The sequence below is a fragment of the Pseudarthrobacter sp. L1SW genome (assembly GCF_020809045.1).
GTDB lineage: Bacteria > Actinomycetota > Actinomycetes > Actinomycetales > Micrococcaceae > Arthrobacter.
In genome coordinates, this window is sequence record NZ_CP078079.1 from 976932 (window position 1) to 1001562 (window position 24631).

Annotated in this window: 26 protein-coding genes; 20 read left to right on the plus strand and 6 right to left on the minus strand. The window is 67.0% G+C overall.

The window, feature by feature from the left end; translation table 11 throughout:
- The first annotated feature begins 140 nt into the window (after positions 1-140).
- The 5 genes from KTR40_RS04600 to KTR40_RS04620 all read left to right on the plus strand — a co-directional run bounded on the left by KTR40_RS04600 (position 141) and on the right by KTR40_RS04620 (position 5247).
- A complete protein-coding gene (locus KTR40_RS04600) occupies positions 141-521 on the plus strand; it encodes a VOC family protein (RefSeq protein ID WP_139028271.1) in 381 nt (126 codons plus the stop codon).
- A gap of 65 nt (positions 522-586) precedes the next feature.
- Entirely contained in the window at positions 587-898 is a 312-nt protein-coding gene (locus KTR40_RS04605) for an SRPBCC family protein (protein ID WP_228405408.1), read from the plus strand.
- Between the two features lie 247 nt (positions 899-1145).
- Positions 1146-2288 (plus strand): DUF1524 domain-containing protein, encoded by a 1143-nt coding sequence (locus tag KTR40_RS04610; protein WP_228405409.1) that lies wholly within the window; start codon positions 1146-1148, stop codon positions 2286-2288.
- A gap of 67 nt (positions 2289-2355) precedes the next feature.
- On the plus strand, positions 2356-3039 hold the full coding sequence (locus tag KTR40_RS04615; protein ID WP_228405410.1) for an excalibur calcium-binding domain-containing protein: 684 nt from the start codon (positions 2356-2358) through the stop codon (positions 3037-3039).
- A gap of 333 nt (positions 3040-3372) precedes the next feature.
- Positions 3373-5247 (plus strand): LVIVD repeat-containing protein, encoded by a 1875-nt coding sequence (locus tag KTR40_RS04620; protein WP_228405411.1) that lies wholly within the window; start codon positions 3373-3375, stop codon positions 5245-5247.
- Between the two features lie 65 nt (positions 5248-5312).
- Here KTR40_RS04620 and KTR40_RS04625 read toward each other — a convergent pair whose 3' ends face one another.
- Both KTR40_RS04625 and KTR40_RS04630 read right to left on the minus strand, forming a co-directional pair.
- A complete protein-coding gene (locus KTR40_RS04625; protein ID WP_139028275.1) occupies positions 5313-5747 on the minus strand; it encodes an ester cyclase in 435 nt (144 codons plus the stop codon).
- Positions 5748-5878: 131 nt separating this feature from the next.
- Entirely contained in the window at positions 5879-6277 is a 399-nt protein-coding gene (locus KTR40_RS04630; RefSeq protein WP_228405412.1) for a DUF1304 domain-containing protein, read from the minus strand.
- A gap of 121 nt (positions 6278-6398) precedes the next feature.
- On the opposite strand from KTR40_RS04630, the gene KTR40_RS04635 reads away from it, so the two are divergent.
- Both KTR40_RS04635 and KTR40_RS04640 read left to right on the plus strand, forming a co-directional pair.
- Entirely contained in the window at positions 6399-7448 is a 1050-nt protein-coding gene (locus KTR40_RS04635) for a helix-turn-helix transcriptional regulator (RefSeq protein ID WP_228405413.1), read from the plus strand.
- 50 nt (positions 7449-7498) lie between these two features.
- Entirely contained in the window at positions 7499-8218 is a 720-nt protein-coding gene (locus tag KTR40_RS04640) for a hypothetical protein (RefSeq protein WP_228405414.1), read from the plus strand.
- Between the two features lie 297 nt (positions 8219-8515).
- Here the strand turns inward: KTR40_RS04640 and KTR40_RS04645 are convergent, their stop codons facing one another.
- Positions 8516-9247, minus strand: coding sequence for a hypothetical protein (locus KTR40_RS04645; protein WP_228405415.1), 732 nt, complete (start codon positions 9245-9247; stop codon positions 8516-8518).
- A gap of 200 nt (positions 9248-9447) precedes the next feature.
- Here KTR40_RS04645 and KTR40_RS04650 point away from each other — a divergent pair, with 200 nt between their 5' ends.
- From KTR40_RS04650 to KTR40_RS04660, 3 genes are read left to right on the plus strand one after another with little or no spacing between them, the layout of a single operon-like run.
- Positions 9448-10410: an ABC transporter ATP-binding protein gene (locus tag KTR40_RS04650; protein ID WP_228405416.1), complete on the plus strand. Its 963-nt coding sequence runs from the start codon at positions 9448-9450 to the stop codon at positions 10408-10410.
- Positions 10410-12029 carry an ABC transporter permease gene (locus KTR40_RS04655; RefSeq protein WP_228405417.1) on the plus strand — a complete coding sequence of 540 codons (1620 nt, stop codon included), beginning with the start codon at positions 10410-10412 and terminating at the stop codon, positions 12027-12029. The genes KTR40_RS04650 and KTR40_RS04655 overlap by 1 nt, the downstream gene beginning before the upstream one ends.
- Positions 12030-12063: 34 nt before the next feature.
- Positions 12064-13263: a glycosyltransferase gene (locus KTR40_RS04660; protein ID WP_228405418.1), complete on the plus strand. Its 1200-nt coding sequence runs from the start codon at positions 12064-12066 to the stop codon at positions 13261-13263.
- A gap of 21 nt (positions 13264-13284) precedes the next feature.
- Here KTR40_RS04660 and KTR40_RS04665 read toward each other — a convergent pair whose 3' ends face one another.
- Entirely contained in the window at positions 13285-14571 is a 1287-nt protein-coding gene (locus tag KTR40_RS04665) for a hemolysin family protein (protein ID WP_228405419.1), read from the minus strand.
- Positions 14572-14818: 247 nt separating this feature from the next.
- Here KTR40_RS04665 and KTR40_RS04670 point away from each other — a divergent pair, with 247 nt between their 5' ends.
- From KTR40_RS04670 to KTR40_RS04705, 8 genes are all read left to right on the plus strand, one after another.
- Entirely contained in the window at positions 14819-16051 is a 1233-nt protein-coding gene (locus KTR40_RS04670) for a hypothetical protein (protein WP_228405420.1), read from the plus strand.
- Between the two features lie 101 nt (positions 16052-16152).
- Positions 16153-16488: a cupin domain-containing protein gene (locus KTR40_RS04675; RefSeq protein WP_139028285.1), complete on the plus strand. Its 336-nt coding sequence runs from the start codon at positions 16153-16155 to the stop codon at positions 16486-16488.
- A gap of 425 nt (positions 16489-16913) precedes the next feature.
- A complete protein-coding gene (locus tag KTR40_RS04680; protein ID WP_228405421.1) occupies positions 16914-17756 on the plus strand; it encodes a class I SAM-dependent methyltransferase in 843 nt (280 codons plus the stop codon).
- Positions 17753-18331 carry a heme-binding protein gene (locus tag KTR40_RS04685; RefSeq protein ID WP_228405422.1) on the plus strand — a complete coding sequence of 193 codons (579 nt, stop codon included), beginning with the start codon at positions 17753-17755 and terminating at the stop codon, positions 18329-18331. Before KTR40_RS04680 ends, KTR40_RS04685 begins: the two co-directional genes overlap by 4 nt.
- 137 nt (positions 18332-18468) lie before the next feature.
- Positions 18469-19338 (plus strand): DUF1295 domain-containing protein, encoded by an 870-nt coding sequence (locus KTR40_RS04690; protein ID WP_228405423.1) that lies wholly within the window; start codon positions 18469-18471, stop codon positions 19336-19338.
- Between the two features lie 240 nt (positions 19339-19578).
- Positions 19579-20973 (plus strand): OFA family MFS transporter, encoded by a 1395-nt coding sequence (locus KTR40_RS04695; protein WP_228405424.1) that lies wholly within the window; start codon positions 19579-19581, stop codon positions 20971-20973.
- Position 20974: 1 nt separating this feature from the next.
- Complete coding sequence (locus KTR40_RS04700) at positions 20975-21118, plus strand: hypothetical protein (protein ID WP_171058930.1); 144 nt, start codon at positions 20975-20977, stop codon at positions 21116-21118.
- A gap of 218 nt (positions 21119-21336) precedes the next feature.
- Entirely contained in the window at positions 21337-22182 is an 846-nt protein-coding gene (locus KTR40_RS04705) for a DUF1524 domain-containing protein (RefSeq protein WP_370633165.1), read from the plus strand.
- Between the two features lie 60 nt (positions 22183-22242).
- Here the strand turns inward: KTR40_RS04705 and KTR40_RS04710 are convergent, their stop codons facing one another.
- A complete protein-coding gene (locus KTR40_RS04710; RefSeq protein ID WP_228405426.1) occupies positions 22243-23139 on the minus strand; it encodes a F510_1955 family glycosylhydrolase in 897 nt (298 codons plus the stop codon).
- 143 nt (positions 23140-23282) lie between these two features.
- Between KTR40_RS04710 and KTR40_RS04715 the strand changes: the two genes are divergently transcribed.
- Entirely contained in the window at positions 23283-23720 is a 438-nt protein-coding gene (locus KTR40_RS04715) for a hypothetical protein (protein WP_228405427.1), read from the plus strand.
- A gap of 67 nt (positions 23721-23787) precedes the next feature.
- Here the strand turns inward: KTR40_RS04715 and KTR40_RS04720 are convergent, their stop codons facing one another.
- Positions 23788-24255, minus strand: coding sequence for a hypothetical protein (locus KTR40_RS04720; RefSeq protein WP_139028291.1), 468 nt, complete (start codon positions 24253-24255; stop codon positions 23788-23790).
- Positions 24256-24361: 106 nt separating this feature from the next.
- On the opposite strand from KTR40_RS04720, the gene KTR40_RS04725 reads away from it, so the two are divergent.
- Positions 24362-24628 carry a hypothetical protein gene (locus tag KTR40_RS04725; RefSeq protein WP_139028292.1) on the plus strand — a complete coding sequence of 89 codons (267 nt, stop codon included), beginning with the start codon at positions 24362-24364 and terminating at the stop codon, positions 24626-24628.
- Positions 24629-24631: the final 3 nt, after the last annotated feature.

A 24631-nucleotide genomic window follows, 5' to 3' on the forward strand; every position in this document is an offset into this window, starting at 1 on the left:
TGGCGGGGCGTTCGAGAGTCCTGGGTGGCTGCGCAGGGCAGGCGGAACCGGCGGCCACGCGGCCCGGACACGGACGTTCCGGGCGGCACCAAGGGGGAGAGCAGCGCCATCAAAGCGAAACACTGCCTAAAGGAATCATCATGCTCAAGGATTTAGCAGCTATGGCCGTCCTTCCTGCAAAGGACATCGCGAGGGCGAAGGAGTTCTACAGCGACAAACTCGGGCTCGAACCGGCGGAGTCGATCGAGAATGACAGCCTGGTGTACCGCTGTGGCAACGGAACGTCCTTCCTGCTGTATCAGACAGAAAATGCGGGGACGGCCAAGAACACCCAGATTGGCTGGGAGACGGACAACCTCGAACGCGAGATGGAGGATCTGAAAGCCCGTGGCGTCAAATTCGAAGACTACGACTTCCCCGGCCTGAAGACGGAGAACGGAATCGCGACCGACTCGTGGGGGAAGGCCGCTTGGTTCCTGGACAGCGAGGGAAACATCCTCAACCTTTCCCAGCGCGCATAACCACGGGTATAAGCCCGCGCGCGCACGGTGCCCGCGCGGGTTTTGCCCAACAGGAGGTGGACTGCATGGGCACCCTGGAATGCTCGGTGTCGATTAAGGCCACGCCTGTGGACGTCTGGAAGACCTATGTTGACCCGTCCCGGCTGCCGGAGTGGCAGACGGGCTCGCCTGTCACCCCGGAAGTCCATGGCAAAGGGGACCAGCCGGGGTCCACATACTCGTCAGGCCGTGGTCCGGGCACTGCCCGGACCACGGTGCTTGCCGCCGTTCCGCCGCGCCGGATCGTCACCAGGACCGTTGCGCGCAAGGAGCTCGCCAACCTGAAGGCCCTCATTGAGCGGGAGGTCCAGGAGCCCCCGGATCAGCCGGTGCCCTGATAACAGTGTGGCCACACGCCGCAGCGATTGTTAAGCGCCGAATCCACCGTGCGACAAGAACCATCAAGCCTTGATCAAAGTTGGCGCAGGTTCTCCCCAGTTTCGGCCGCCTCTGTGGCCCGGGGAATTACGTTTTTGCCATACCAGTTTTGGCTTAGCAAAGGGCCCGGCTTAGTGCCGGGCCTTTTTACGTGGGGGGAAAATGTCGGATTTCGGGGGCTTCATCAGGCCAGCACCATCAACTCCGGTGCGAAAACAACAGCGCAGGCGGCGCGCTTCCATCCTCGCCGCAGCAGGGGTCAGCGCGCTTCTGGTTTTTCCGGCCCTCGCCGGCTGCGGGAGCCCTGCCGGCCTGAAGGCTGCCTCATCGGAAGCCACCACGTCGCCCACCGCCACGGCGGTGAGCGCAACTGCCAAAGCCGCGCCTTCGCCGTCGTCCGCTCCCGCGGGCCAGGAAACGGGCGCACCGCTGGATCCCGAGACCCCGGGCACGCTGGCGCAGGCCGCGGCGGTGGCGGCCCCGAAGACACAGCCCGCTTTCGCTACCAAGGCGATCGACCTTCTGGCCACCCTTCCCATCAAGGGCCGGGCGCCCAAGACGGGCTACGACCGGGCGCTCTTCGGGCAGGCATGGCTGGATGTGGACCGCAATGGCTGTGACACCCGCAATGACATGCTAAAGCGGGACCTCACGCGCATCAGCTACACCAACAGCGTGCCCTGCAAGGTACAGTCGGGGACGCTGGCGGACCCCTACACGGGCACCACCATCAGCTTCCTGCGGGGGAGCGGGACCAGCAGCAAGGTGCAGATCGACCACGTTGTTGCCCTCAGCGACGCGTGGCAGAAGGGCGCCCAGCAGCTCACCACTGAACAGCGGACCGCTTTTGCCAATGATCCGCTGAACCTTCAGTCCACGGACGGCCCCACCAACATGAAAAAGGGCGACGGCGACGCCGCAACCTGGCTGCCGCCGAACAAGGGCTTCCGCTGCGAGTACGTTGCCCGGCAGATTTCCGTGAAGGCGACGTACAGCCTGTGGGTCACCCAGGCGGAGCACGACACGATGGCCAGGATCCTGGCCGACTGTTCGGGCCAGCTGGCGCCCACGAACCAGGAGGCACCTGTCGCCCCAGCGCCGGCTCCCGCGCCGGCCGCCGAACCCGCACCGGTAGTGGCGGCGCCGGCCCCGGTTGCTCCTGCTCCCGTTGCGCCAGCGCCTGCCCCGGCTGTGGTGCCGGCGCCAGCTCCTGTTGCGCCTGCACCTGCGGCCGCCTACTACGCCAACTGTGCCGCGGCCCGGGCCGCCGGTGCCGCGCCGCTCTTTGCCGGGCAGGCAGGCTACCGGGCCGGGCTGGACCGCGATTCCGACGGCGTTGCCTGCGAGTAGCCGCCCAAAATCCCGGGGCCCAGCGCCCCGTCAGCATCACCATCACGAATATTCCTAGGGGGAAAAAATGAAAAAGACACTGACACTAGTTGTGCTGGCAGGGCTAATGCTGACCGGGTGCGGCAGCAAGCAGGCAGCTGTGCAGGCTACAGAGACGGCAACTGCTGTTGCTGCGGTTGCAGAAGCCGTCACGGTTCCGGTGGTTACGGGCCTGACCCTGGATAAGGCAGCGGATCAGTTGGAAGATCTCGGGCTCAAGGTCGAGGCTGTGGACACCATCGACGGCAAGTCGATCATCCTCAAGAAGAACTGGCAGGTGACCTCCCAAGACCCCGCAAACAGTGCAAGCGTGCCGAAGGGCTCCACCGTGCACCTCGGCGCCGCGTCCCTTGAAAAGATTGCGGCGGAGAAGGCTGCAGCAGAGAAAGCCGCAGCAGAGAAGGCTGCCGCTGAACAGGCTGCTGCCGAGAAAGCCGCGGCCGATAAGGCGGCAGCGGACCAGGCCGCCGCGCAACTGGCGGCCGAACAGGCTGCAGCACAGAAGGCGGCGGAGGCAGCAGCTGCGCAGGCTGCACAGCAGGCCGCAAAGCCCGCTCCCGCTCCGGCACCTGCTGCGCCGGCGCCGTCGTCGGTCTACTACGCCAACTGCACTGCTGCCCGGGCGGCAGGAGCAGCACCGGTGTATGCCGGCACGCCGGGTTATGGAAAGCACCTCGACAGGGATGGCGACGGCATCGGGTGTGACAAGTAGGGTCCGAGGGCGACTGGTCGCTAAACAGACCACGGGCTGAACGTGAAGCCGTGGATACCTTCCCATTCGAAGGTATCCACGGCTTTCGTTTGTCAGCGTGTCCGTTGACAGGCCTCTAGCAGCCTTGACGACAGGAGTCTCTAACAAGCGTTTTTGGTCTTATAAATGATGAACCTGAAAGAAACCTGAATATTCCCTAGACATTGGAATAATTCCAGGCTTAGGCTGGGCGCCATTGGGGGGCCAAAGAAAAAATTCAGCTGGAGGCAAAGCATGCCACAACGCAGTAGATCGGTTGTTTTTGCAGCACTAAGTACCCTGGCACTATCCGCAATGGGACTCTCGGGCGCCACCGCCCACCCGGACGGCCAGCACGGCATGGACGAGGGGCATCTCACCGGGACCGGGGAGTTCGGGAAGATTAATCTGGTGGATACTGTCCGCCTGACAAACACCCCTGACCTGATCGCAGATGTGAGTGTCTCGCCGGACGGAAACACCGCCTTCCTTGCCAACTGGGGGGAGCCTGACTGTGCCGGACCGGAAACGGGGGGACAGACCAGCCCGGATGCCGGCGTCTACATCGTGGACATCACGGGCGTGGACCAGGGCTCGGCCGGAGCGGAACCCAAACAGGTGGGATTCATCCCCTCGCACCAGGACTCGCGCCCGGGCGAGGGCCTGCAGGTAGTCAACATCAGCACCGCAAGCTTCACCGGTGAAGTCCTTGTGGTGAACAACGAGGCGTGCGGGAAGAACGGCAAGGGCGGCGTATCCCTCTTCGACGTCACGGACCCGCTCAACCCGAAGAAGCTGTCCGAGAACTTCGGCGACCGCGCCCCGGGCAGCCGGGATTCCAACGAAATCCACAGCGTCTTCGCCTGGGACGCAGGTGACAAGGCCTACGTGGTGATGACCGACAACGAGGAGGCCACCGACGTGGACATCCTCGACATCACCAACCCGCACCGTCCCCGGCTGGTCGCGGAGTATGACCTGAATACGTTCAACGTAGACCAGCCGGAGCTGGGGCTTACCGATTCTTTCCTTCATGACATGGTGGTCAAGGAAATCAACGGCCATTTCATAATGCTGCTTTCCTACTGGGACGGCGGCTACGTGCTCCTGAATGTCGATGATCCTGCCAATGCGGTGTTCCTCGGGGACTCGGAGTTCGCAGCTGTGGACCCCCAGCTGCTTGAATCCCTGGGAGTGTCCCTCACGCCCGAGGGCAACGGGCACCAGGCGGAGTTCACGGCGGACAACCGGTTCATCATCAGCACGGATGAGGACTTCGCCCCGTACCGCACTGACGATTTCAAGATCACCAGCGGGGCCCACCAGGGCACCTACCCCTCGGTGATGGTTTCCGGCGGCCAGGCACCCGCCATCCTGGAGGACCTGACCCTGAATGGGCCCGTGGTGTACGGCGGCTATGCGTGCCCCGACTCCGCAGCTGTCCCCACCCCGGAGAGCATTCCGGGGTACGTGGAATCGCTGACTCCCGGGGAGGAAACCACCCTGGTGCTGCAACGGGGGCCGGTCGGTGACCCCAGTGCCCCGGAAGGGGCGTGTTTCCCGGGGGAGAAGGCGCACGCGGCAGCCCTTGCCGGCTGGGACGCGGTGCTCTTCGTCAACCACCACACGGGTGAGGCTGCTCCGGGTGAGCCATTCTGTGGTTCAGGCGGGTTCGAGGACGAGATCGTTGCGGTCTGCACCACCCACGCTGCATTCCACCGGCTGTTCGACCTGGCACCGCTGGATGCGCCGTGGACCTACCCCGAGAACCTTTCCATCGGCACAGTGGGAGCGGACATTGAAGTGGGGTCGGTCTTCGACGGCTGGGGCTACGTCCACCTCCTGGACGCGGCCACCCTGCAGGAGCTGGACACGTTCGCCATCCCTGAAGCGCACGATCCTGCCCACGCGCTCACTTCCGGGGACCTCAGCGTTCACGAGGTGGCCGTTGACCCGCAGGATCCTTCGCTGGCCTACCTCTCGTACTACTCCGGTGGCCTTCGGGCGGTCCAGATCCAGTGCACGGACCCTGCCGACAACACCACCTGCGAACTGGTGGAAGTCGGCGGCTACCTGGATCCGGCAGGAAACGACTTCTGGGGAGTGGAAACCTTTGTTGGCGAGGACGGCGTGACCTACGTCCTGGGCAGCGACAGGGATAGCGGCCTGTGGATCTTCACGGATCCGTAGACCGGTAGGCAGGTAACAATCGCGGAGGGGGCGTCTGGGCGCCCCCTCCGTCATTTAAGGACAGATCAGTGCGATGACAACTCGCGCATCAGTCCGAGCTGTGCCAGGAACTCCACCTGGTCGAAGTAGAAGTGGTGGGAAGTGATCTCCCCGTCCTCAACCGTGGCGACGTCGCAGCTGTGGACCCTGAGTTCCTTGCCAGTGGGCTGAAGGGTTTCGCCGGACGGCATGCGCAATGGACCGGTGTTGGTTCCGATGACGATGCCTTCATCGATGGCCACGTTGCCGGCCTCGTATCGTCCCGTCTGGTCGTACCGGACGTCGGGCATGGCTTCCCAGAATTCCATCAGGTATCCGGTGATGGCGTCGCGCCCGCGGAGCTCTCCCTTATCGGGGGTGTGGGCCACGGCGTCGGTGGCGTAGCTGCGTGCCAGTGCCTCTTTGTCTTTTGTTTCCATGGCCTTGTTCAGGCGATCCATGACTTCACGTGCCTGTCCCATTGTGGACCTCCAATTTTTGGGCGGCCTCACGGAAGCGGAGGCCGCTTCGTGGGTTTGGCTTCGGCTGCTTGCTGGAGCCAATTTAATTGCACGTCGGCGGCAAGTGGGCTGTCAATGAGCTGGGCTACCCTTCAGAACGGCAGCGCAACCAGGGCTATCAGCGCCGGCACCGTGGCGCCGACGGTGCCGGGGATGCTGTCGCCCTTCCTTGGGTAGTGGCCCTGCATGTCCGCCAGGAACATGGCCGGAGCGGTCAGCACCATGTTCGCGCAGCAGTAGATCACCAGGGTGTAGCCCACCACCACGTAGCCGGTGTTCACGGCCACCACCCCGGCGAGGACTCCCAGGCCGATCACCAGGTTGCGGAACCCGGTGGGGATGGCCCACATCATCACGGCCGGAACGTTCTGCGGCGGGGTGCTCAGGAACTTTTGTGCCCCCGGCCGGTGCATCAGGAAGCTTTCCAGCGGGAACACCGCGATGTAGATGACCGCGGCGAGTACCGCGAAGACCTGGGATACGGCGTTCATAAGGAAAAAAGTACGACGCCGGGACCAGCGGCGGCGATCCCCTCGCCGAGGGTTGCGGGGTGCTGGAGGAACCCCCACTTTAGGGGATTGCGCCGGCACCTGGCGGGCGGATACTGGAGCTATGTGGGAGGAGCGCGCTGAGCGTGCCCGGCGGGAAATCGCCGCCCTGGCCGTCAACGGAATGAGCTTGGCGGACCTCTACGCGTCGGCGCTCGCTGTCGTGCAGCGCACGGTGCCGTTCGAGCAGGGCTGCTGGGCCGGCGTCGACCCCGACTCCCTGGCGATGACGTCCGTGACCAACTGGAAGCCGTGGCCGGTGGGCGAGCGGGGGTACGGGGAGTACTCGGCCCGCTTCGCCGAATGTGAATACACGGGCACGGAACCGAACAACTTCGCCGAGCTGCTGCGCCGCCCGCGGCCCATCGCCCGGATGTCCGACGCCCCGCACCGCGAGGTGGTCCGCAGCGTCCGGATCAACGACCTGCTCAAGCCCCAGGGCCTGGAACACGAACTGCGGGCCGCCTTCCGGGTGGACGAGGCGTGCTGGGGAGTCGGCAGCATTTTCAGGGATGGCGGGCAGGACTTCACGGACAGAGAGGTGGACTTCCTGGGCGCCGTGACCGCCACTCTTGCGGCGGCCACCAGGATCGCTGTCCGCGCCGCGCACCCGCCGGGGCCCGCCGCCGTCGGGCCCGTCATTGTCCTGGCCGGGCTGCACGGCGAGCTGCGCGCGGCCACCTCCGCCGCCGCGGCCTGGCTGGCCGAGGTGGAGGACGCAGCGCCCGGCCGCTTCACCATGACGCTGCACTCGGTGGTGGCGCAGGCCCACGCCTCGAGGTCCGGGACGGCCCGGGCCAGGATGCGCGACGCCGGGAACAGTTGGGTGGTGCTGCAGGCCAGCCGGCTGATCACCGGGGACGACCCCCAGCAGATGGTGGTCACCGTGGAACCCGCCACCACCCACGATGTCGCCACCCTGCTGCTCGCGGCCTACGGGGTCACGGCGCGCGAGCGCGAGGTCTGCCTGGAGGTGCTGTCCGGAAGCCCGACGGCCGTCATCGCCCGGCACCTGTTTATCTCGCCTCATACGGTGCATGACCACCTGAAGTCGCTGTACGAGAAGGTGGGCGTGGGCAGCCGCGGAGAACTGGTGGCCAGGCTTGTGGCATAGAAGGCGGGCAGATGGCGCCTGAGTACACTGGTTGCTGTTAGGGGGAGACCATGCGCACAGGATCTCGACGGGACACGACGTTTCTGCCGCGCTGGGCCCGGACTGCGGTGGCCACCTACTTGTTGGTGACGGTGCTGGCCGTTGGTGCTGCCGCGCTCACCCGTGCCGTGGGCATGGAACCAGGGTTCCACCAGGCGCTCATGCTCGCAGTGATCGTTCTGACGCTGCCGGTCTCGGCGGCCTACTTCGTCATCGGCCTCTTTGATTCCGGGTCCACCGGACCGGGCGGGTTCCGGCTGGGTGCGCTGGGCCTTTTGGAGCTCATCCGCTACCTGGGGTACCTCGGTTTTGCGGCAGTCAACGCAGCTGCATTTCGGTGGCTGGTCCTGGGTCTCCGGAACGGCAGGTCACGGACTCCTTCAGCCCATGCCCGCGGGCCGTCCCGGGAGGTGGTGCTGCCTGCCCACGGGGTCAATTCCAAGATCCGCAACCTCCTGTGGGTGGTGCCCGCGGCGGTCCTGCTGAGTTTGCCGCAGTGGTTCGTGGCAAGCTTTGCCTGGTGCGGAGTCAGCGGCTGCAGCGGCGGCGGCTTCGGAGTGGCGCGCGGCGGCGAGTGGATTGCCGCGAGCCTGAGCGCAGTCAATGGGCTTATCCTCGCTGTGGCCGTTTTCGTAGTCCCCTGGTTTTACCCCACGGGCAGGCGGGTCCTTGTGGCGCTGATCGCCGGGACGCTGTTCGCGCTCTTGGGCGCTGCCGTGACCCACGGATAGTCGCCCGGAGGATCGAAGGAAGTTTCCTGTGGATGCACCGCCCGCAAGCGCGTAGAATTTAGCCGGCTCGGGTGGCTCCGGCCCGGTTCCCACCGAGCCTTTTGAGATGGATTTCATCATGCTGACGTCACTGCTTTGCAAGCTGAATCTGGGGCATCACTGGTTGCTTGAAGAGGAACCGAAGGGGACCTTCCGCCGGCGGTGTACGCGGTGCGGGAAATACGATCGGGATACCCAAACGTGGTCCGGGCACCTGGAGTCAGGGGACCGCCCACCCCAGCATGACAGCAGGAAATACTACTGACGAGGGGCAGCCGGAAGGTGCCGGGCGGGGTCGAACCGGTCGAAGGATGACTCGCCGATCAGGAAAATGCCGCGCTGCGGGATGAAGAAATCGCCCAGGCGGGCCTGGACGCGCAGGGGGTGCGGGGCGCCAAGGTCTTCCCCCTCCAGTGACGCGGTACTCCTGGAGACAAACCACATCCGGCGCGGGTTGGCGCGGAATCCCTGCCGGTTGGGAACGGCGCCCGTCAGTCCCAGCCGTCCCGCCCGCAGGACGGGGCCTGAGGCGGCGCCCATGACCTTGAGGACTGACGTGTTCTCCAGGACGGGGCCCGGCAGGGAGGTCAGGGCCGCCGTCATGGCCCGGGTAACTGGAGTGGACCCCAGTTCCACGTCCCATGCCAGGCCCACATCCCCGCCGACGCGCACGCTGAGGGCGGCGTCGCCCGTCCAGGCGACCTCGATGGGGCACTCAACCGCCGATTCGAGGGCGGCGCCGAAGTAGCGGGCGCAGGAGACCTGGGGCGGGGCGTCGGCGTAGATGGTCCACGAACCGGACGGCCGGCGCAGCCAGACTGACCTGTAGCCGGGCCCAACGCTGGTGACGGGGAAACGGCGCATGGCCAGCACGTGGCCTGAACTGAAGGGCAGTCCCATCACGCCGTACCCGGAAAACCGCTCGTCACCGCCCTGGCCAAGAGTGGCGTTCTGTTCGACGTCGGAGGCCTGCGCCCGGATGCTCTTCATAGCCTCATGCCTCCGCCTCGAATGGTGGCGCCAGTCTACGCCCGGAAGCGGGAACCGGGCGGTCTTCCTCGGCGGTCAGGACGCTTGTATGCTGTGGAACGGAGAGCCGGGAAGCCTGGTCGGCCCGTAGGCAATGCCTGCGGAACGCCCCCGGCGCCGCCTCGGGCGTTCGCGTGACGGACCCGAGGAGCAGACCGCTCATGAAAACAACACAACCTGCCATCGAAACCCGCGGCCTTGCGAAGGACTTTGGCAGGACAAAGGCACTGGACGGCCTCAACCTGAGCGTGGCAGCGGGCGAGGTCCACGGTTTCCTCGGCCCGAACGGCGCAGGCAAATCCACCACGCTGCGGATCCTGCTGGGGCTTATCCGTCCCACGGCGGGCACAGTCCGTGTCTTCGGGCTCGATCCATGGGCCGATCCGGTGGCGGTGCACCGGGACGTTGCCTACGTTCCGGGCGACGTGAGCCTGTGGCCGAACCTCTCGGGCGGCGAGGTCATAGACCTGCTCACCGGTCTACGGGGCGGGGCCGACGAAAGCCTGCGCCGGGACCTGATCGAGGAATTCGAGTTCGACCCGCGGAAGAAGGCCCGGACCTACTCGAGGGGCAACCGGCAGAAGGTTGCCCTGATTGCGGCCTTTGCCCGTCCGGCGCGGTTGTATCTGCTGGACGAGCCGAGCGCCGGCCTGGACCCGGTGATGGATGCCGTGTTTCGCCGCCAGATCGCGCGGGTAACAGGGGATGGTGCCACGGTTTTGCTGTCCAGCCATATCCTCAGTGAGGTGGAGCAGCTGTGTGACCGGTTGACCATCATCCGGTCCGGGGTGGCCGTGGAAACGGGTACCCTGGGTGAACTCCGGCACCTGCAGCGCACGCACTTCCGCGTCATGGGACTGTCCGACGACGCGCGGCTGGCGGCGGTGCCGGGCGCCCACGGGGTGAGGATCGCCGGCGGTACAGCGGAATTCGACGCCGATCCCGCGTACCTGGGTGCCGTGTTGGCGGCCATTGCGGAACCGGGGGTCAGCGGCCTCTCGGTGGCCCCGCCATCATTGGAGTCCCTGTTCCTCCGCCACTACAGCGAAGGCGGCAGCGGGGGAAACAGCACCGGCAGGGGCGGCAGCCAGTCCAGCAGTAACAGCAGCAGCGAGGTGCGGTGATGCGCGGCGTGCTGCGACTGGCCCTGTTCCAGGCCAGGCGGGACAGGTTTGCGTTGCCAGTCTGGATCCTGGGCATCTCGCTGCTTGGCCTTGCCACCTCGGCTGCCGTGGCGACGCAGTTCGGCGACGAGCCATCGCAGGCGGCCATCCTCGCCGTGGCGGCATCAAATCCAGCGTTCCTGTTCCTCCGCGGCCTGCCAGACGGTACCGGCACCGGTGCGGTGGTTTTCTTCTCGGCATACGCCTTCACCGCCGTCCTGGCCGGCCTGATGAGCACATTCCTGGTGGTGCGCCACACCCGCTCCGACGAGGAGCTCGGACGGGCTGAACTCCTGGGTTCCGTCCCGGCACCGCGGGCAGCGTCCCTGGCGGCAACGCTCCTCCTGGGCGCCGCCGCGAACCTGGTGCTGGCCGTGTTCGTTGCCGGCGGATTCATTGCTGCCGGAATTCCTGGTGACGGCGCCATGGGGGCCGGGGCCGCCGTCGGAGCAGTCGGCGCCTTTTTCGTGGGCCTCGCCGCCGTTGCCGCCCAGGTGCTGCCCTCGGGCAGGAGCGCGAACGGGGCCGCGGCAGGCCTCGTGGGCGGGGCGTACCTGCTTCGGGGTGTGGGCGACGCACTGGGAACGCCGGCCGCGGACCTGCTCCATGTGGCAAGTGCCTGGCCGTCGCTCCTGTCGCCCATCGGCTGGGGCCAGCGCTCGCGGCCGTTCACGAGCCCGGATCCGTCCGCATTGTTGGTGCCGCTCGCTGCCGCGGTGGCCCTGGGAGCCGTTTCCTTGGTGATCCGGCGACGGCGGGACGTGGGCGCCAGCGTGCTGCCCCAGCGCAACGGCAGGGAGCGTGCCGGGGTGGGAGGCACATCGTTCGTGGGCCTGGCATGGCGGCTGCAGCGTTCCACGCTGGCCGGCTGGTGCGTTGGGGCGGCGGTACTGGGTGCGGTCGCAGGGGCCCTTGGCCCCCTGGTCTCCGAGGCTGTGTCCGGCGTGGCTCCCATCAGGGAGCTCATTGACCGGCTTGTCCCCGGCGGCCAGGCTGGGCTCATCGACGTGTTCGTAACTGCCCTGCTCGGCATTGCGGGAGTGTTTGCTGCGGCTGCAGGCATTCAGGCGGTGCTCAGGATGCGGGCAGAAGAGGCGGAGGGCAGGGCCGAACTACTGCTTGCCACGCCGGCATCCCGGACCCGCTGGCTCGGCGCGAACGTGTTCATCGCTGCTGTCTCCGCCGTCGGCGTCTCCGCCACGGCAGGCGCCGTTGCCGCCGTCGGCCTTGGCATCTCCAGTACGGCCGGCGGTCCGGCCTGGTCCCTGGTTCCTTCGGCCCTGGCCCACGTTCCCGCAGCGCTCGTGTTCCTGGCAACTGCCGCGGCGGCCGTCGCGCTGGCACCCCGGCTCAGCATCCTCCTGGCATGGGGAATGCTCGCGGCCGGCCTGGTGCTGGGCGAGTTCGGAGAGCTGTTTGGCTTGCCGGTGTGGCTGCAGGACGCGAGTCCGTTCCGGCACTCCTCTGCCATGCCGGTGGAGCCCTTCGACCAGGCCGGGGCGCTGGGCCTGGCCGCCGTTGCCGCGCTGGGGACAGCAGTGGCGGCGTTCTCCCTCCGACGCAGGGACCTCACCTCATGAAACCGGGACTACGCCAGAGGAACAGAAGCACCACATGAAGATCATGCTGCTCACGGCCGGGACACGCGGTGACGTGGAACCCTTCCTTGCCCTCGCCCGTGCCGGCGGTGCGAAGGGACACCAGATCCGGACCGCCATCCCGGACAACTCCGGCGCTGACACCACAGGCCTGGACACAGTCAGCCTGAGGATGGACTTCGCCCAGCTCATCAGTGACCAAGGCGTTTCGCCTGTGGCCGCGGCCAAAGCCTTCCGCGCCGTGATCCGACCGGCAGTCGGCCGGCTTCTGTCCGCTGCCGTGGACCACATCGTTGCCTTCGGCCCTGACGTGGTGGTCTACCACCCGAAGGTCCTCAGTGCACCGGTGGCGGCGCAAAGGCTGGGCGTGCCGTCGGTGCTGGTGGAAACCATTCCCTCGCTGACCGCCACACGTGAGTTCCCTGCCCCGTTCATCACAAGGGCGAGCCTGGGCCCGCTGAACCGGGCCAGCTACCGCCTGGCGAACGCGGCGACGCTGATGTTCAGGCGCGAGATGGCCCAAGCGGTGGAAGGCCTTCCGGCCGGTTCCGCGCCGGCGCCGGTCCGCCGCGCCACCATGATCCCGGTCAGCCCCGAACTGCTGCCCCGGCCTGCAGACTGGCCAGCCACGGTCCACCTCACCGGCCACTGGGCCGGTAATTCCGGACTGGCTCCAGTTGATCCGGAAATGTCGGATTTCATCAACGGCGGCAGCTTTGTTTATGCGGGGTTTGGCTCCATGAAAGCGGGCGACCCGAGGGCACGCGGCCTGGCAATCGTCGAAGCCGCCCGCAGGAACGGCCTGAAGGCACTGGTGGCCGGAGGCTGGGGAGGCATCGAGCTTCCGCCCGCGCTCCGGGCCGGCGATGTCCTGGTCCGGGAGTCGGTAGACCACCAGCTGGTGCTGCCACTGGCCGCTGCAGCGATCCACCATGGCGGGGCGGGTACAGCGCACGCCGCGGTGCGGGCGGGCATTCCCTCCGTGGTGGTGCCGTTCATCGCGGACCAACCATTCTGGGGACACCTCCTGCACCGCCGGGACCTCGGCCCCGAACCGATCCCGTACTGGAAAGTCACTGCCGACCGCCTGACTGATGCCTTGGCCCAGACGGCAAAATACCGGGACCGGGCGGCGCAGGCAGGGGAGCGCGTCCGGCAGGAGGACGGAACCGCCGTAGCGCTAGATGTCCTGGAAGCCTTGCAGCGTAACAGGTGACTGGACCGCGCCTAGGCCGGCCTACCCTTTCGCGGGGGTGACGCGGATGCGGGCAATGCGGAGCCGGTCCATGGCCGTCACGGTCAGCACGTGGCCGGCCACCTCCACCTGGTCGCCCACGCGGGGGAGGCGGCCCAGCCGGTCGATGACGAACCCCGCCACCGTCTCATAGTGCCCTTCCGGCAGTTCAATGCCGGCGGCCGATCCGAACTCCTGCAGGATCAGCCCGCCGTCCACATCCAGCGCCCCGTTGCTCCTGGTGACGCGGTCCTCGGGTTCGGTTCCGGTGTCGTACTCGTCGTAGATCTCGCCCACCAGCTCCTCCACCAGGTCCTCCAGGGTGACGATGCCGTCCGTGCCGCCGTATTCGTCCACCACCAGCGCAATGTGCTGGCCCAGCCTGCGCATCCGGGACAGCGAGGGGAGCACTTTGTTGGTGCCGGGCAGCGGAAGGATCTCCCGCGCGATGTCCCGCACCAGCCCGTCGTCGTACGTCCCCTCGCGGGGCATAAGGTCACGGACGTGGATGAAGCCCAGGACGTCGTCGGGCGTCTTGTCGATGACCGGATACCGTGAAAACGGGCCGTCCCTGACCATGCTGCGGACGGCCGCGATGGTCAGGTTGCCGTCGATGAAGGTCACCTCCGTGCGCGGCCGCATGACTTCCTGCAGCGACCGGTCCCCGGCGCCGAAGACGTCGCTGAGGATGCTCCGGCTGTGTTCCTCCAGCTCCTCGCTCTCGGCCACCATGTCCCACAGTTCCTCGGAGCTGACGCTCTCCTGCCTGGCGTGCGGGTCGCCGCCGAAGAGCCGCACCACGGCGTCCGTGGAGACGGACAGGAGCCAGACGGCGGGCCGCATGATCTGGGAGAGGACGCCCAGCGGCGGGGCCAGGACCTTGGTGAAGCCGACGGCGCTCTGCATGGCCAGGCGTTTGGGCACCAGCTCGCCGAGCACCAGGGACAGGTAGGCCACCAGCAGCGTCATGCCGATGAAGGAGGCGGGCTGGGCCGCGGCGCCGAAGCCGATGCCTTCGAGGAGGGGCTCGACGTCGGGCGCGATGGTGGAGGCGCCGTAGGCGGCAGAGAAGAAGCCGGACAGGGTGACGCCGATCTGGACTGTGGACAGGAAGCGGTTGGGGTTGCCGGCCAGGGCAGCGATCCGGGCACCACGCTTTCCCGACTTTTCCATCCGGCGCACCTGGCTTTCGCGGAGGGACACCAGCGCCATTTCCGTCCCCGCGAACACCCCGCCCAGCAGCACAAAGAAGAGGACCAGCAGGAAATTGAGCAGGGTATCCACGTCCATGTTCCGACACTATCGAATGGGGCGGCGGGGACGGGCGGACTGTGCCAAGGGCAGCTCCTGTAGGATCGAAACACCGCCGGAGGGGCGGCCACAGTTTTGGGGGAAACACGTGAGATCCAAGCCGTTCCGCCGTGCTCTCGGCACGTTCAGCGCTGCCGACGTCGGCGGGGGTGCTTCTGGCGGATGCGTTCGCCTGGCTCGTGCAGCCCGTCCGGGCCGTGGTCCTGCGCGTGGTCAGGGCCAAGAGGTGACGCGGCGCCGTTCCGCCGCACGGACCCTTCTTGCAGGACTGCCCGCTGTAGCCGCGCTCCTGCTGGCTCCCGCCGCCGTCGTTCCTTCGTTTGCCGATGATGCCGCCGTGATTGAGGTGACCGGCCAGCCGCTTGGAGTGGCCGCGGGCGCGGACGGGGCGGTGTATGTCAGTGACTACAACTGGGTGGGCGGCGTCAGCGTCTTCCAGCCGGGGGAGCTGCAGGCTTCCCGCCAGATTAAGGTGGGCCACTTTTCAACGTCTGTTGCGGTGACCCCGGACGGGACGCTGTACGTAGTCCAGACGACAGAGGCCATGCAAACCGAGATCGGCGTGGTGGCGCCCGGGGCCGGCGAAGTTTCCAAGACCATTCCGCTCACCCAGGGCACGCACTGGCTGACGGTAGCGCCGGACGGCTCGCTGTATGTGGCCAGCCCTTCCGAAGGCACGGTGTCCGTGGTTTTGCCTGGCGAGGCCCGGGTTGAGCGCGTGATCGAGGCCGGAAACTATCCGGTGGAAGCTGCCGTAACGGCTGACGGCACTGTCTACGCCACCAACCAGCACGCGGGCACCGTCACTGTTGTTCCGAAGGGCGCTGCTGCCCCCTCGCACACCATCGCGGTGGGGAGGACGTCAGGTCCGCACGGGATTGCGGCGGGTCCCGACGGAACCGTTTACGTGGCAAACGTGCTGTCCAACGACGTGGCCGTCATCGAGCCCGGCGGCACCGCGGTGGCCCGGAAGATCAGGGTGGGCCGCGAGCCGCAGGAAGTGGTGGCCGCGCCGGACGGGACCCTTTATGTGACCAACAGCGCGGACAACACCGTATCGGTGATCCCGCCCGGGGCCGAAGCCGTGGCGGAGACGGTGCCCACCGGGGATGACCCCGGACGCCTGGCGGTCCGGGCCGACGGTTCCGTGGTGGTGGTCAACAGGGGCGGCAGGTCCCTTACCGTGTTCGACGGCGGCTTGACCGGTCCCGCTGGCACGGCACCTGCGCCTGGGGCGAAGGCAGCGGATCCCGGGCCCGGCGCCGAGCCAGGGGAGGTTGCTTCCGGAGGCCTTTCCGCTGGATCGCTTCCTGCGCTTCCTGTGGTTGCCGCAGGGGCCGCCGCCCTGCTGCTTGCAGGCGCGGCCGCGCTCGTCGCCCTGCTGCGGAGGCGCCGGAAGGCTGTGGGGGAGGACCCTGCGCCGGCCTGGCTGTTCGACCAGACCCCCACCGGCTCATGACTCTTCACTATTCATGACCCTGAACTATTCATGAACCTGAACTATTCATGACTCTTGGCTGAGGCCTCCGCATCGCGGGTAACCGCGGGTACCGTGTCCTCATGCAGAAGATATCGATCGATGCCCTGGCCCGTCAGCAGCTCGCAGCGGCCGTGGCTGCCCCCAGCGGGCGGGCGGCGGACACGGCGTTCGGCGGCCACGAGAAGAAACTCCGCCAGACCGTCATGGCCTTCCGCGCCGGCACCCAGCTCAGCGAACACCAGAACCCCGGCGAGGCCACCGTTTACGTCATCAAGGGCTCGGTGTGGCTCAAGTCCGGCGGGGAGGCCTGGCAGGGCAAAGCCGGAGACCTGCTCATTGTTCCGGACGGGCTGCACAGCCTGGAAGCGGACGAGGACTCGGCCGTGCTGTTCACGGTGGTCAAGACCGACCGGTAGCGCCAGGACTTCCCCGGGCCCTAAGGGGCTGATGGACGATGTTCGGATGCAAGGGCCGCGAGGTCGCGGATCAGCTGCCGCACCTCATGCTCCCGGCCACTGGAAGGCGGAGTTTGTACTGCCCGGGGCCCTGCCAAGGGCTTCCTGGGTGGAGCGGGAACGGGAGTCGCCGCTGGCCCGGCCAGGGTGCGTGGTTCCTCTGCCCTGGGCGGAATGCCTGTGCTCATACGCCCCCCTGACGCGATTGGTTCTGCTGCTAGGGACACTCTAGGAACCCGGGCGGCCATCCGGAAGCGCGTTCGCCGGTCGTCGGAACTTATTGTGTCGATCTTGAGCTTTGTTCCATGGTGGCGTATCTGCCCCGTCATGACACACGCCGCGTTCGGACCTTACGGCGGCAGGGGTCGGCGTTATAACGTGATGGCGTGATCGTCCCCGATATTTCCCAGAACGCCGTGGCGGTCGCGGACCACTACGACGAGCTCGATCCGATCTATCGCCGGGTGTGGGGCGAGCATGTCCATCACGGCCTGTGGGAAACGGGTCGCGAGACGGCGGCCGAAGCCGTTGAGGCCCTCGTCCATACGGTCGGAGAACGGCTGCGCCTTAGGCCCGGCGAGTCGTGCGTCGACATTGGCTGCGGCTATGGCTCCACCGCACGGCAGCTCGCGGGGACGCACAGGGTCCGCGTTACCGGCTTCACGATTTCCGCTGGGCAGGCCCGCTACGCTGCCGAGCACCCCGAACCCGACGTGGACATCCAACTCCGCGACTGGCTCTCCAACGGGCTCGCCGATTCCTCAGCCAATGCCGCATGGGCCATCGAGTCGAGTGAGCACATGGTGGACAAGCCCAGGTTCTTCGCCGAGGCGCAGCGCGTGTTGTCGCCCGGCGGACGCTTCGTCATCTGTGCCTGGCTCGCCGAGACCGGTGCCAGCGGTTGGAAGGTTCGCCACCTGCTCGAGCCGATCTGCCGCGAAGGGCGCCTGCCCTCGATGGGCACGCGCGAGGAGTATGAGGCGATGGCAAGGGCTGCGGGCTTTACGGTCACAGGGTATGAGGATGCCAGCCGCAGCGTCGCACGCACATGGACGATCTGCGCCTTTCGACTTGTGAAGGCCTTGCTCGTCGATCCCGAGGCCCGCCGCCTCGCCTTAGGCGCACGTAATCGCAGTTCGTTTCTGGGCATCCCCCGCCTGATCCTGGCCTACCGCACCGGTGCAATGCGCTACGGAATCATCACTTTGTCGAAGCCGGAGGAGCCATGACAGAACAGCAGCCGTACCGGCTCGTCACCCGCTACCCGCACTTCGAGCTGCGACGCTATCCGGAGCACGCGGTGGCAGAAGTGCAGGTCACCGCCACCTTCGACCGCGCCGGCAACGCTGCCTTCCGCCACTTGTTCAACTACATCAGTGGCAGCAACACCGCGCAGCAGAAGCTGGCCATGACGGCCCCGGTCCTCCAGGAACCGGGACCCTCACAGAAGCTGGCCATGACCGCCCCCGTGCTCCAGGGCGGCCCGCTGCCGGGGAGCGACGCACCCGCTGACTTCGTGATCGCCTTTGTGCTTCCGGCAGGCGTGACGGCCGAAACGGCCCCCGTCCCGTCGAATCCCGACGTCAGGATCAGGTCGATGCCAGGATCGCTAACTGGGGTTGTCCGGTTCTCGGGCAGCGGCACGGCGGCAGCCTTTGCCCGGCGCAATGACGGGCTGCAGGCGGCACTCAAGCTTGCGGGGCTGACCCCTGTGGGACCGCCCAGGTTCGCCCGCTTCGACCCACCGTTCAAGCCGTGGTTCCTGCGCCACAACGAGGTGCTCCAGGACGTGGCCGAGAGCTGACAAGGCGATGACAACGGCGGCACCCTCCCGCCGCCGTCGCACGCGTGCACAAACGTACCGCAGATATTGCTAGGCTCTCTAGTAATTAGAGAAACTTGCTATCGAGCAGGTCGGAGCGCCGGGAAGGAAACTTTGGCATGGAGGGCAAAACCCGCAAGGCTCTCGTCAGCCTCCCCATCGTCGTGGTGGTGGGAGCGCTGACCGCCGTCGCCGGAAGCCAGGGCGGGTCCACGCTGGCCGGGGTGCCGGTGTTCGCGCTGGGCGTCGCGGCCGCGTTCGTGATCCAGTGGCTGGTGTTCATTCCCTCCTACCGGGCGCAGACGGAGAAGTTCTACGACCTCACCGGAGCTTTGACCTACATCTCCATCACCGTGCTGCTGGTTCTCCTCAGCCCGGGAGTAGATGCCCGGGGCCTGCTGCTGGCGGCCATGGTGGTGGCGTGGGCGGTGCGCCTGGGCACCTTCCTGTTCCGCCGCGTGACCATGCACGGCAAGGACGACCGCTTCGATGACATCAAGCGCGACTCCATCCGCTTCCTGAACGCATGGACCATCCAGGGCCTGTGGGTGGTGCTGACTGCGGCGCTGGCTTGGGTGGCCATCACCTCGGACCGGAAGGTGGGGCTGGACGGGTTCTTCTGGGCGGGCCTGCTGGTCTGGGCCGCGGGCTTCGGCATTGAGATCGTGGCGGACAGCCAGAAGCGCGCATTCAAGGCGGACCCGGCCAACAGGGGCCGGTTCATCTCCACCGGGCTGTGGTCCAGGTCCCGCCACCCCAACTACTTCGGCGAGATCACCCTCTGGGTGGGCGTGGCCATCATTGCGCTGCCGGTGCTGCAGGGCTGGCAGTGGGCCGCCCTGGTCTCCCCGGTGTTCGTGGCGCTGTTGCTCATCAAGGGCAGCGGCGTGCCGCTCCTGGAGGCCAAGGCGGACGAAAAGTGGGGCGGCCAGCCGGATTACGAAGCGTACAAGCAGAACACGCCCGTGCTCATTCCCAGGGTCCGGTAGCCGCGGGCAAGCAGGACACGGGACGGCGGCACTCCACCAGGATTTCGCCGCTCACCGCGGATTCCCCACCGCTCGGCGCAAGATTCGTACGCTTGCTGATGATTTGCCCCATGATTGCCGGAGGCAAAGGCGCAGGTGGAGCCTTTCGCCTCTGGATCGAACAGAGACCGACGCTGTCGGACAAGCAAGCGTCGGACAAGCGTCGAACAAGCAAGCGTCGAACAAGCAAAGGGAAAATCTATGGGCTGGCTGGACCGAGAACGAACTGTTGCCCCGCCGGGATTCAACCGCTGGCTGGTGCCGCCCGCGGCGCTCGCCGTTCACCTCTGCATCGGGCAGGCCTACGCCACGAGCGTCTACAAAACGGCCCTGGTCAAGCATTTTGGTGCCAGCCTGACCGAGATCGGCGTGATCTTCTCCATCGCGATCGTGATGCTGGGACTGTCCGCCGCGGTCATGGGCACCTGGGTGGACAGGAACGGCCCGCGCAAGGCGATGTTCACCTCGGCCATGTTCTGGGCCGGCGGCTTCCTGGTCGGCTCGCTCGGCATCTTCAGCCACCAGCTGTGGCTGGTCTACCTCGGTTACGGCGTGATCGGCGGCATCGGCCTGGGCATCGGCTACATCTCGCCCGTGTCCACCCTGATCAAGTGGTTCCCGGACCGGCCCGGCCTCGCAACCGGCATGGCCATCATGGGCTTCGGCGGCGGCGCGCTGATCGCCAGCCCCGTCTCCACGGCGCTGCTCAAGATGTACGATCCCAACTCCGGCGCCAAGGACTGGGTGGCCAGCGGTGATGCGGTAGGGAAGCTCTTCCTGACCCTCGCCGTCGTCTACCTCGCGTACATGCTTTTCGGCGCCCTCACCATCAAGGTCCCGGCCGCAGGCTGGAAGCCGGCCGGGTTCGACCCCGCCAAGGTCAAAGCCGCCAAGCTGGTCACCACGGAGAACGTCTCGGCCCGGAACGCCGTGAAGACGCGCCAGTTCTGGCTTCTCTGGATCGCGCTGTTCTGCAACGTCACCGCGGGCATCGGCATCCTGGAGCAGGCCGCCCCCATGATCCAGGACTTCTTCCGCCAGTCCGACGGCGTCTCCCTGGTGAGTGCCGCCGTCGCCGCCGGCTTCGTGGGGCTGCTGTCCATCGGCAACATGGCCGGGCGCTTCGCCTGGTCCGCCACCTCCGACGTCACGGGCCGCAAGCGCATCTACATGGTGTACCTCGGTGTGGGTGCCGTCCTGTACACGGTGCTGGCGCTGGCCGGGTCCAGCACCACGTTCCTCTACGTGGCGCTCGCGTTCGTCATCATTTCCTTCTACGGCGGCGGCTTCGCCACCGTTCCGGCCTACCTGCGGGACCTCTTCGGGACCTACCAGGTGGGGGCCATCCACGGCCGGCTGCTGACCGCCTGGTCCGCCGCCGGGGTGGCCGGTCCGCTGATCGTCAACGCGTTCCTGGACGCACAGGGTAAGCCCGGCCAGCTCGACGCAGCCTCCTACCAGCCGGCCCTGCTGACCATGGTGGCGCTGCTGGTGGTCGGCTTCCTGGCCAACCTGATGGTCAAGCCGGTGGACGCACGATTCCACGAACCCCGCCCCGAGCGCGGACGGGCACACGAACCTGCCATGGAGGCCTGAGATGAGCACTGCACACACCCCCGGCGCGCAGGCGCCCGCCAAAGCATCCCTCGGCAAACTCGCCATCGCCTGGGCGCTGGTGGGCGTGCCGCTGGCCTACGGGATCTACCAGACCTTAACCCGGGTAGCCGCGCTGTTCGGATGAGCGCAGGCGCCAGCCCTGCCCGCACAAGACGCAGCGCAGGGTTGGCGCAGGAGTGCTCAAGAATTTCCCCAGTTCCACCAAAACGGCCCTTTCCAGTACGCGGCGGGCAATAGGCTCTTCCCTGGCGCAAACGCGGCCACGACGCCTTGGCGCCTGAACCTACCATGCACACAAACCCGGGGAACTGCATGTCCGTCTACACGTCCTTGCCTGAAACGATGCCTAAGCGCAGCACCCGCTGGACGGCCGCCGTCGTACTGGCTGCTGTCCTGGCCCTGCTCGCCGGGGGTGCCCCGGCCGCTGCCGACACGCTTGGCAGCTCCACAACTCCGGCGGCCGAGCCTGCCGCCGTTGAAGCGGCCGACCTGCTGGCCACCCTCCCCGTGAAGGGCCGCGCGCCCAAGACGGGGTATGAGCGGGCGCTGTTCGGCCCCACCTGGGCGGACGTGGACCGGAACGGGTGCGACACCCGGAACGACATCCTCCGGCGCGACCTCACTGACATCACCCACACCAGCAGCGTGCCCTGCACGGTCAAGACGGGCATCCTCGCTGACCCGTATACGGGCACCACCATCAGCTTCATCCGCGGCACAACCACCAGCAGCGCCGTGCAGATCGACCATGTGGTGGCACTCAGCGACGCGTGGCAGAAGGGTGCCCAGCAGCTGACCACCGAGCAGCGGACGGCGTTCGCCAATGATCCGCTGAACCTGCAGGCAACGGACGGCCCCACCAACCAGCAAAAGGGCGACGGCGACGCCGCCACCTGGCTGCCGCCGAGCAAGGGCTTCCGGTGCGAGTACGTCGCCCGGCAGGTTTCCGTGAAGGCGCGGTACAGCCTGTGGGTGACGCAGGCCGAGCACGACGCGATCGCGGTCATCCTGGCCGGGTGCCCGGGCCAGCCGGCGCCCGGCGCCGTCGAGTCTTCCGCCCCTGCCGCCGTCTACTACGCCAACTGCGCGGAGGCGGTAGCCGCCGGAGCGGCGCCCCTGTATGCCGGTTCCGCCGGGTACCGTTCAGGCCTGGACGGGGACGGAGACGGGGTGGCCTGCGAGGGGTAGCTGCTGCCCGGACGCTGTCCGGCATCGGCGATTTCCCGGTGGGGGCCGGCGCCTGTCGGTTCAGTCGGCAGCCGCCGGCCTGAAGGTCATGCCGCCGTCGGTGGACACCACAACACCGCCGGCTGCGGCTGCCCAGATCCACGGGCTGCCGTCGGCGCCGTTGGTGGCGGCGACGGCGGAAACTCTTCCGTCAATCCGGCCCTTCCTGGCCCACGTTGCGCCGGCGTCTGACGAGTAGTGGACCGTGCCATCAGGTTCCACCCCAACAGCTTCCTCGGGGTCCGCGAACGCCGCAAATTGGATCACTGGGCCGGTGCCCAGGGGTTTCCACGTTTGGCCGCCGTCCGTGGAGCGCTGGATCCCGTCTTGGGTGGTTGCAAGGACTGTGGTGCCGGAAGGGTGGGAGGCCAGGGCGGCGGGGGCGAAACTTACGGCGGCGGTGTTCCAGGTCTTGCCATCGGGGCTGGTCCTCAGCGTTCCGTCGAATGCCACGATCCCTGCCTGCGTGACGGCCAGGGTATGGAAGTCGGACTGGCCCTGCCTGGAGAGCGGTTCCCAGGTTTTCCCGCCGTCGTCAGACTTGATCAGACCCAGTGGGTTGGGCAGCGGGGAGCCTGGGCCAGGGTGCCCGGAGGCGTAGAAGACGCCGTCGGCGGGGCCCGCGGTGAAGCCCATCAGGTCATTGGTCTCGCCGATTTTGGTGGCGGGGGTGCTGGTCGCGTCGAAGAGGCCGTCGTGGGTGGCCAGGAGTATCTGGCCGCTTTGGCTGCTGACGGCGAGCCCGTGGACGTGGGAGCCCGGCACCGGGCCCTGGGTGGTTGACGATGCAGCCGGCTGGGCCGGACCGGTGGCGGGCGCACAGGCAGCCAGGGCGAAAAGGACGGCCGCGGTGCCAGCCAATAGGGCGTGGCCCCTGGCGGGCCGCGGCGCGGGGGCAGGTGCCGCTGCAGTCATCATGGTGCTCCCTTGCGTTGCGGGCGTTATCCAAAGGCCGGCGAGGCCTTCTGGTTCAAGGCTAGGGAACTTCGCCCTTGCTGTGAAAACCGCGTGGGTAAAGACTGGGGGCAAGAGAGCAGGAGAATAGGGCGGAAGGCGGTGCTGTGGCAGCTGACCATTCCTCCCACCATCCGCCCGTGGCCACCGGCCGCGGGCGCTCGGTTCCGGCAGGGCCTGCTCTGAGGGGCAGGCTGCACGCGCTGTGGCACGCCCTGATGGGGGCGGTGGGCCTGGTCATGGGGCTGTTGCCGCACGTCCTGCACCACATCGGGCTGCTGGCCGGGACGGCGCTGGTCGCGGGGTCGGGCGGTACCGCACTGTTCGGGGTGCTGGGCTTCGTTGCCTCCATTCCCATGCTGGTCCGGCTCCACCGGCGCTTCGGCAGTTGGGTTGCGCCGGCGCTGGGACTCGTGGTGTTTGCCGCCATGTTCTCCCTGTCCGCGTTCGTCATCGGCCCGGCAGTCAGTGGAACCGCGGAGGACGTAAACCCGGGCCCGCTACCCACGGTGGACCATACTGACCACCCAGGCGACGGCCACTGACAACCCATGTTCTGGTGGAAAGCGGGTAGGGTGCCCTTCCCGCCATTGGCGGATCGACGGGCTGGTCTTAGGAGTGTGCCGGACCGCCGAATGACGGACGCCGGCCGGACCGGTAGGCCGATTCGATAACGGCTTCGAGTTCGTCCAGCACCGTGTTGTTTCCCGGGAGAACCACGTGGGCCAGAAATTCGGACTCAAGGGTGGCGATGCCTGCCGCCACAGCACCCAGTTTTGCGTCGATGGCCAGTGCCAGGGCATGCCACGACTTGCGGTTGGCCCGTTCGAGGACTTTTGCGTTTGCCTCGTGAAGCGGGCCGTCGGCAACGTCCCCGCGGATGGTCAGGGCGCCCTCGGACTGCAACAACGGAAGGACAATCCGGAATTGCCGCCCGCCGCCCTTGAAGGCGACGGCGCTCTGGTCACCGCGTTGGGTGAAAAGGATGTCCGTTGCCCCATAATCTCCGAGCGACCGGCTGATGTGTTTCCGGGACGCCTCGCTGGTAAACGAATCGCCCCGGGTATATGGACCCGTCATTCTTCAACTATGCGCCTCCCAGCCTCCCTTTCCTGCATGACAGGTATCTGAGCGGAGCGAATCTGCGCCAGACTGGAGGTCGCACCCCTTACGAAAGCAGATTCCCGTGATTACTCTCCAGCAGGACGCAGACGGCTTCATCCGGATGAACAGGCACTACCCCAACAGCGTCCGGATCAGGATCGCCTTCACCGACGGCAGCACCGGGGAGTTCTCCGGCCTTACCCTCAACAACGCCTACGATGCTGCCCTCGCGGAGTTCCGCGCGAAGAACAACCTGGACGCGCGGGGGTTCTCCAGGACGCCGGCGGGCCGAACGAACTCCGGCAACAAGGTTGATTTCGTTCCGGTGCATCCGGGCATGGGGGAGTAACCA

Excerpts from the sequence above, each read along its gene's own strand:
- KTR40_RS04675 (WP_139028285.1), top strand. The coding sequence starts at position 16,153 with ATGCAGAAGATATCGATCGATGCCCTGGCCCGTCAGCAGCTCGCAGCG.
- KTR40_RS04615 (WP_228405410.1), top strand. The coding sequence starts at position 2,356 with ATGAAAAAGACACTGACACTAGTTGTGCTGGCAGGGCTAATGCTGACC.
- KTR40_RS04600 (WP_139028271.1), top strand. The coding sequence starts at position 141 with ATGCTCAAGGATTTAGCAGCTATGGCCGTCCTTCCTGCAAAGGACATC.
- KTR40_RS04700 (WP_171058930.1), top strand. The coding sequence starts at position 20,975 with ATGAGCACTGCACACACCCCCGGCGCGCAGGCGCCCGCCAAAGCATCC.
- KTR40_RS04630 (WP_228405412.1), bottom strand. The coding sequence starts at position 6,277 with ATGAACGCCGTATCCCAGGTCTTCGCGGTACTCGCCGCGGTCATCTAC.
- KTR40_RS04705 (WP_370633165.1), top strand. The coding sequence starts at position 21,337 with ATGCCTAAGCGCAGCACCCGCTGGACGGCCGCCGTCGTACTGGCTGCT.
- KTR40_RS04685 (WP_228405422.1), top strand. The coding sequence starts at position 17,753 with ATGACAGAACAGCAGCCGTACCGGCTCGTCACCCGCTACCCGCACTTC.
- KTR40_RS04690 (WP_228405423.1), top strand. The coding sequence starts at position 18,469 with ATGGAGGGCAAAACCCGCAAGGCTCTCGTCAGCCTCCCCATCGTCGTG.
- KTR40_RS04605 (WP_228405408.1), top strand. The coding sequence starts at position 587 with ATGGGCACCCTGGAATGCTCGGTGTCGATTAAGGCCACGCCTGTGGAC.
- KTR40_RS04660 (WP_228405418.1), top strand. The coding sequence starts at position 12,064 with ATGAAGATCATGCTGCTCACGGCCGGGACACGCGGTGACGTGGAACCC.
- KTR40_RS04655 (WP_228405417.1), top strand. The coding sequence starts at position 10,410 with ATGCGCGGCGTGCTGCGACTGGCCCTGTTCCAGGCCAGGCGGGACAGG.
- KTR40_RS04645 (WP_228405415.1), bottom strand. The coding sequence starts at position 9,247 with ATGAAGAGCATCCGGGCGCAGGCCTCCGACGTCGAACAGAACGCCACT.
- KTR40_RS04665 (WP_228405419.1), bottom strand. The coding sequence starts at position 14,571 with ATGGACGTGGATACCCTGCTCAATTTCCTGCTGGTCCTCTTCTTTGTG.
- KTR40_RS04650 (WP_228405416.1), top strand. The coding sequence starts at position 9,448 with ATGAAAACAACACAACCTGCCATCGAAACCCGCGGCCTTGCGAAGGAC.
- KTR40_RS04640 (WP_228405414.1), top strand. The coding sequence starts at position 7,499 with ATGCGCACAGGATCTCGACGGGACACGACGTTTCTGCCGCGCTGGGCC.
- KTR40_RS04635 (WP_228405413.1), top strand. The coding sequence starts at position 6,399 with ATGTGGGAGGAGCGCGCTGAGCGTGCCCGGCGGGAAATCGCCGCCCTG.
- KTR40_RS04620 (WP_228405411.1), top strand. The coding sequence starts at position 3,373 with ATGGGACTCTCGGGCGCCACCGCCCACCCGGACGGCCAGCACGGCATG.
- KTR40_RS04710 (WP_228405426.1), bottom strand. The coding sequence starts at position 23,139 with ATGATGACTGCAGCGGCACCTGCCCCCGCGCCGCGGCCCGCCAGGGGC.
- KTR40_RS04695 (WP_228405424.1), top strand. The coding sequence starts at position 19,579 with ATGGGCTGGCTGGACCGAGAACGAACTGTTGCCCCGCCGGGATTCAAC.
- KTR40_RS04625 (WP_139028275.1), bottom strand. The coding sequence starts at position 5,747 with ATGGGACAGGCACGTGAAGTCATGGATCGCCTGAACAAGGCCATGGAA.
- KTR40_RS04720 (WP_139028291.1), bottom strand. The coding sequence starts at position 24,255 with ATGACGGGTCCATATACCCGGGGCGATTCGTTTACCAGCGAGGCGTCC.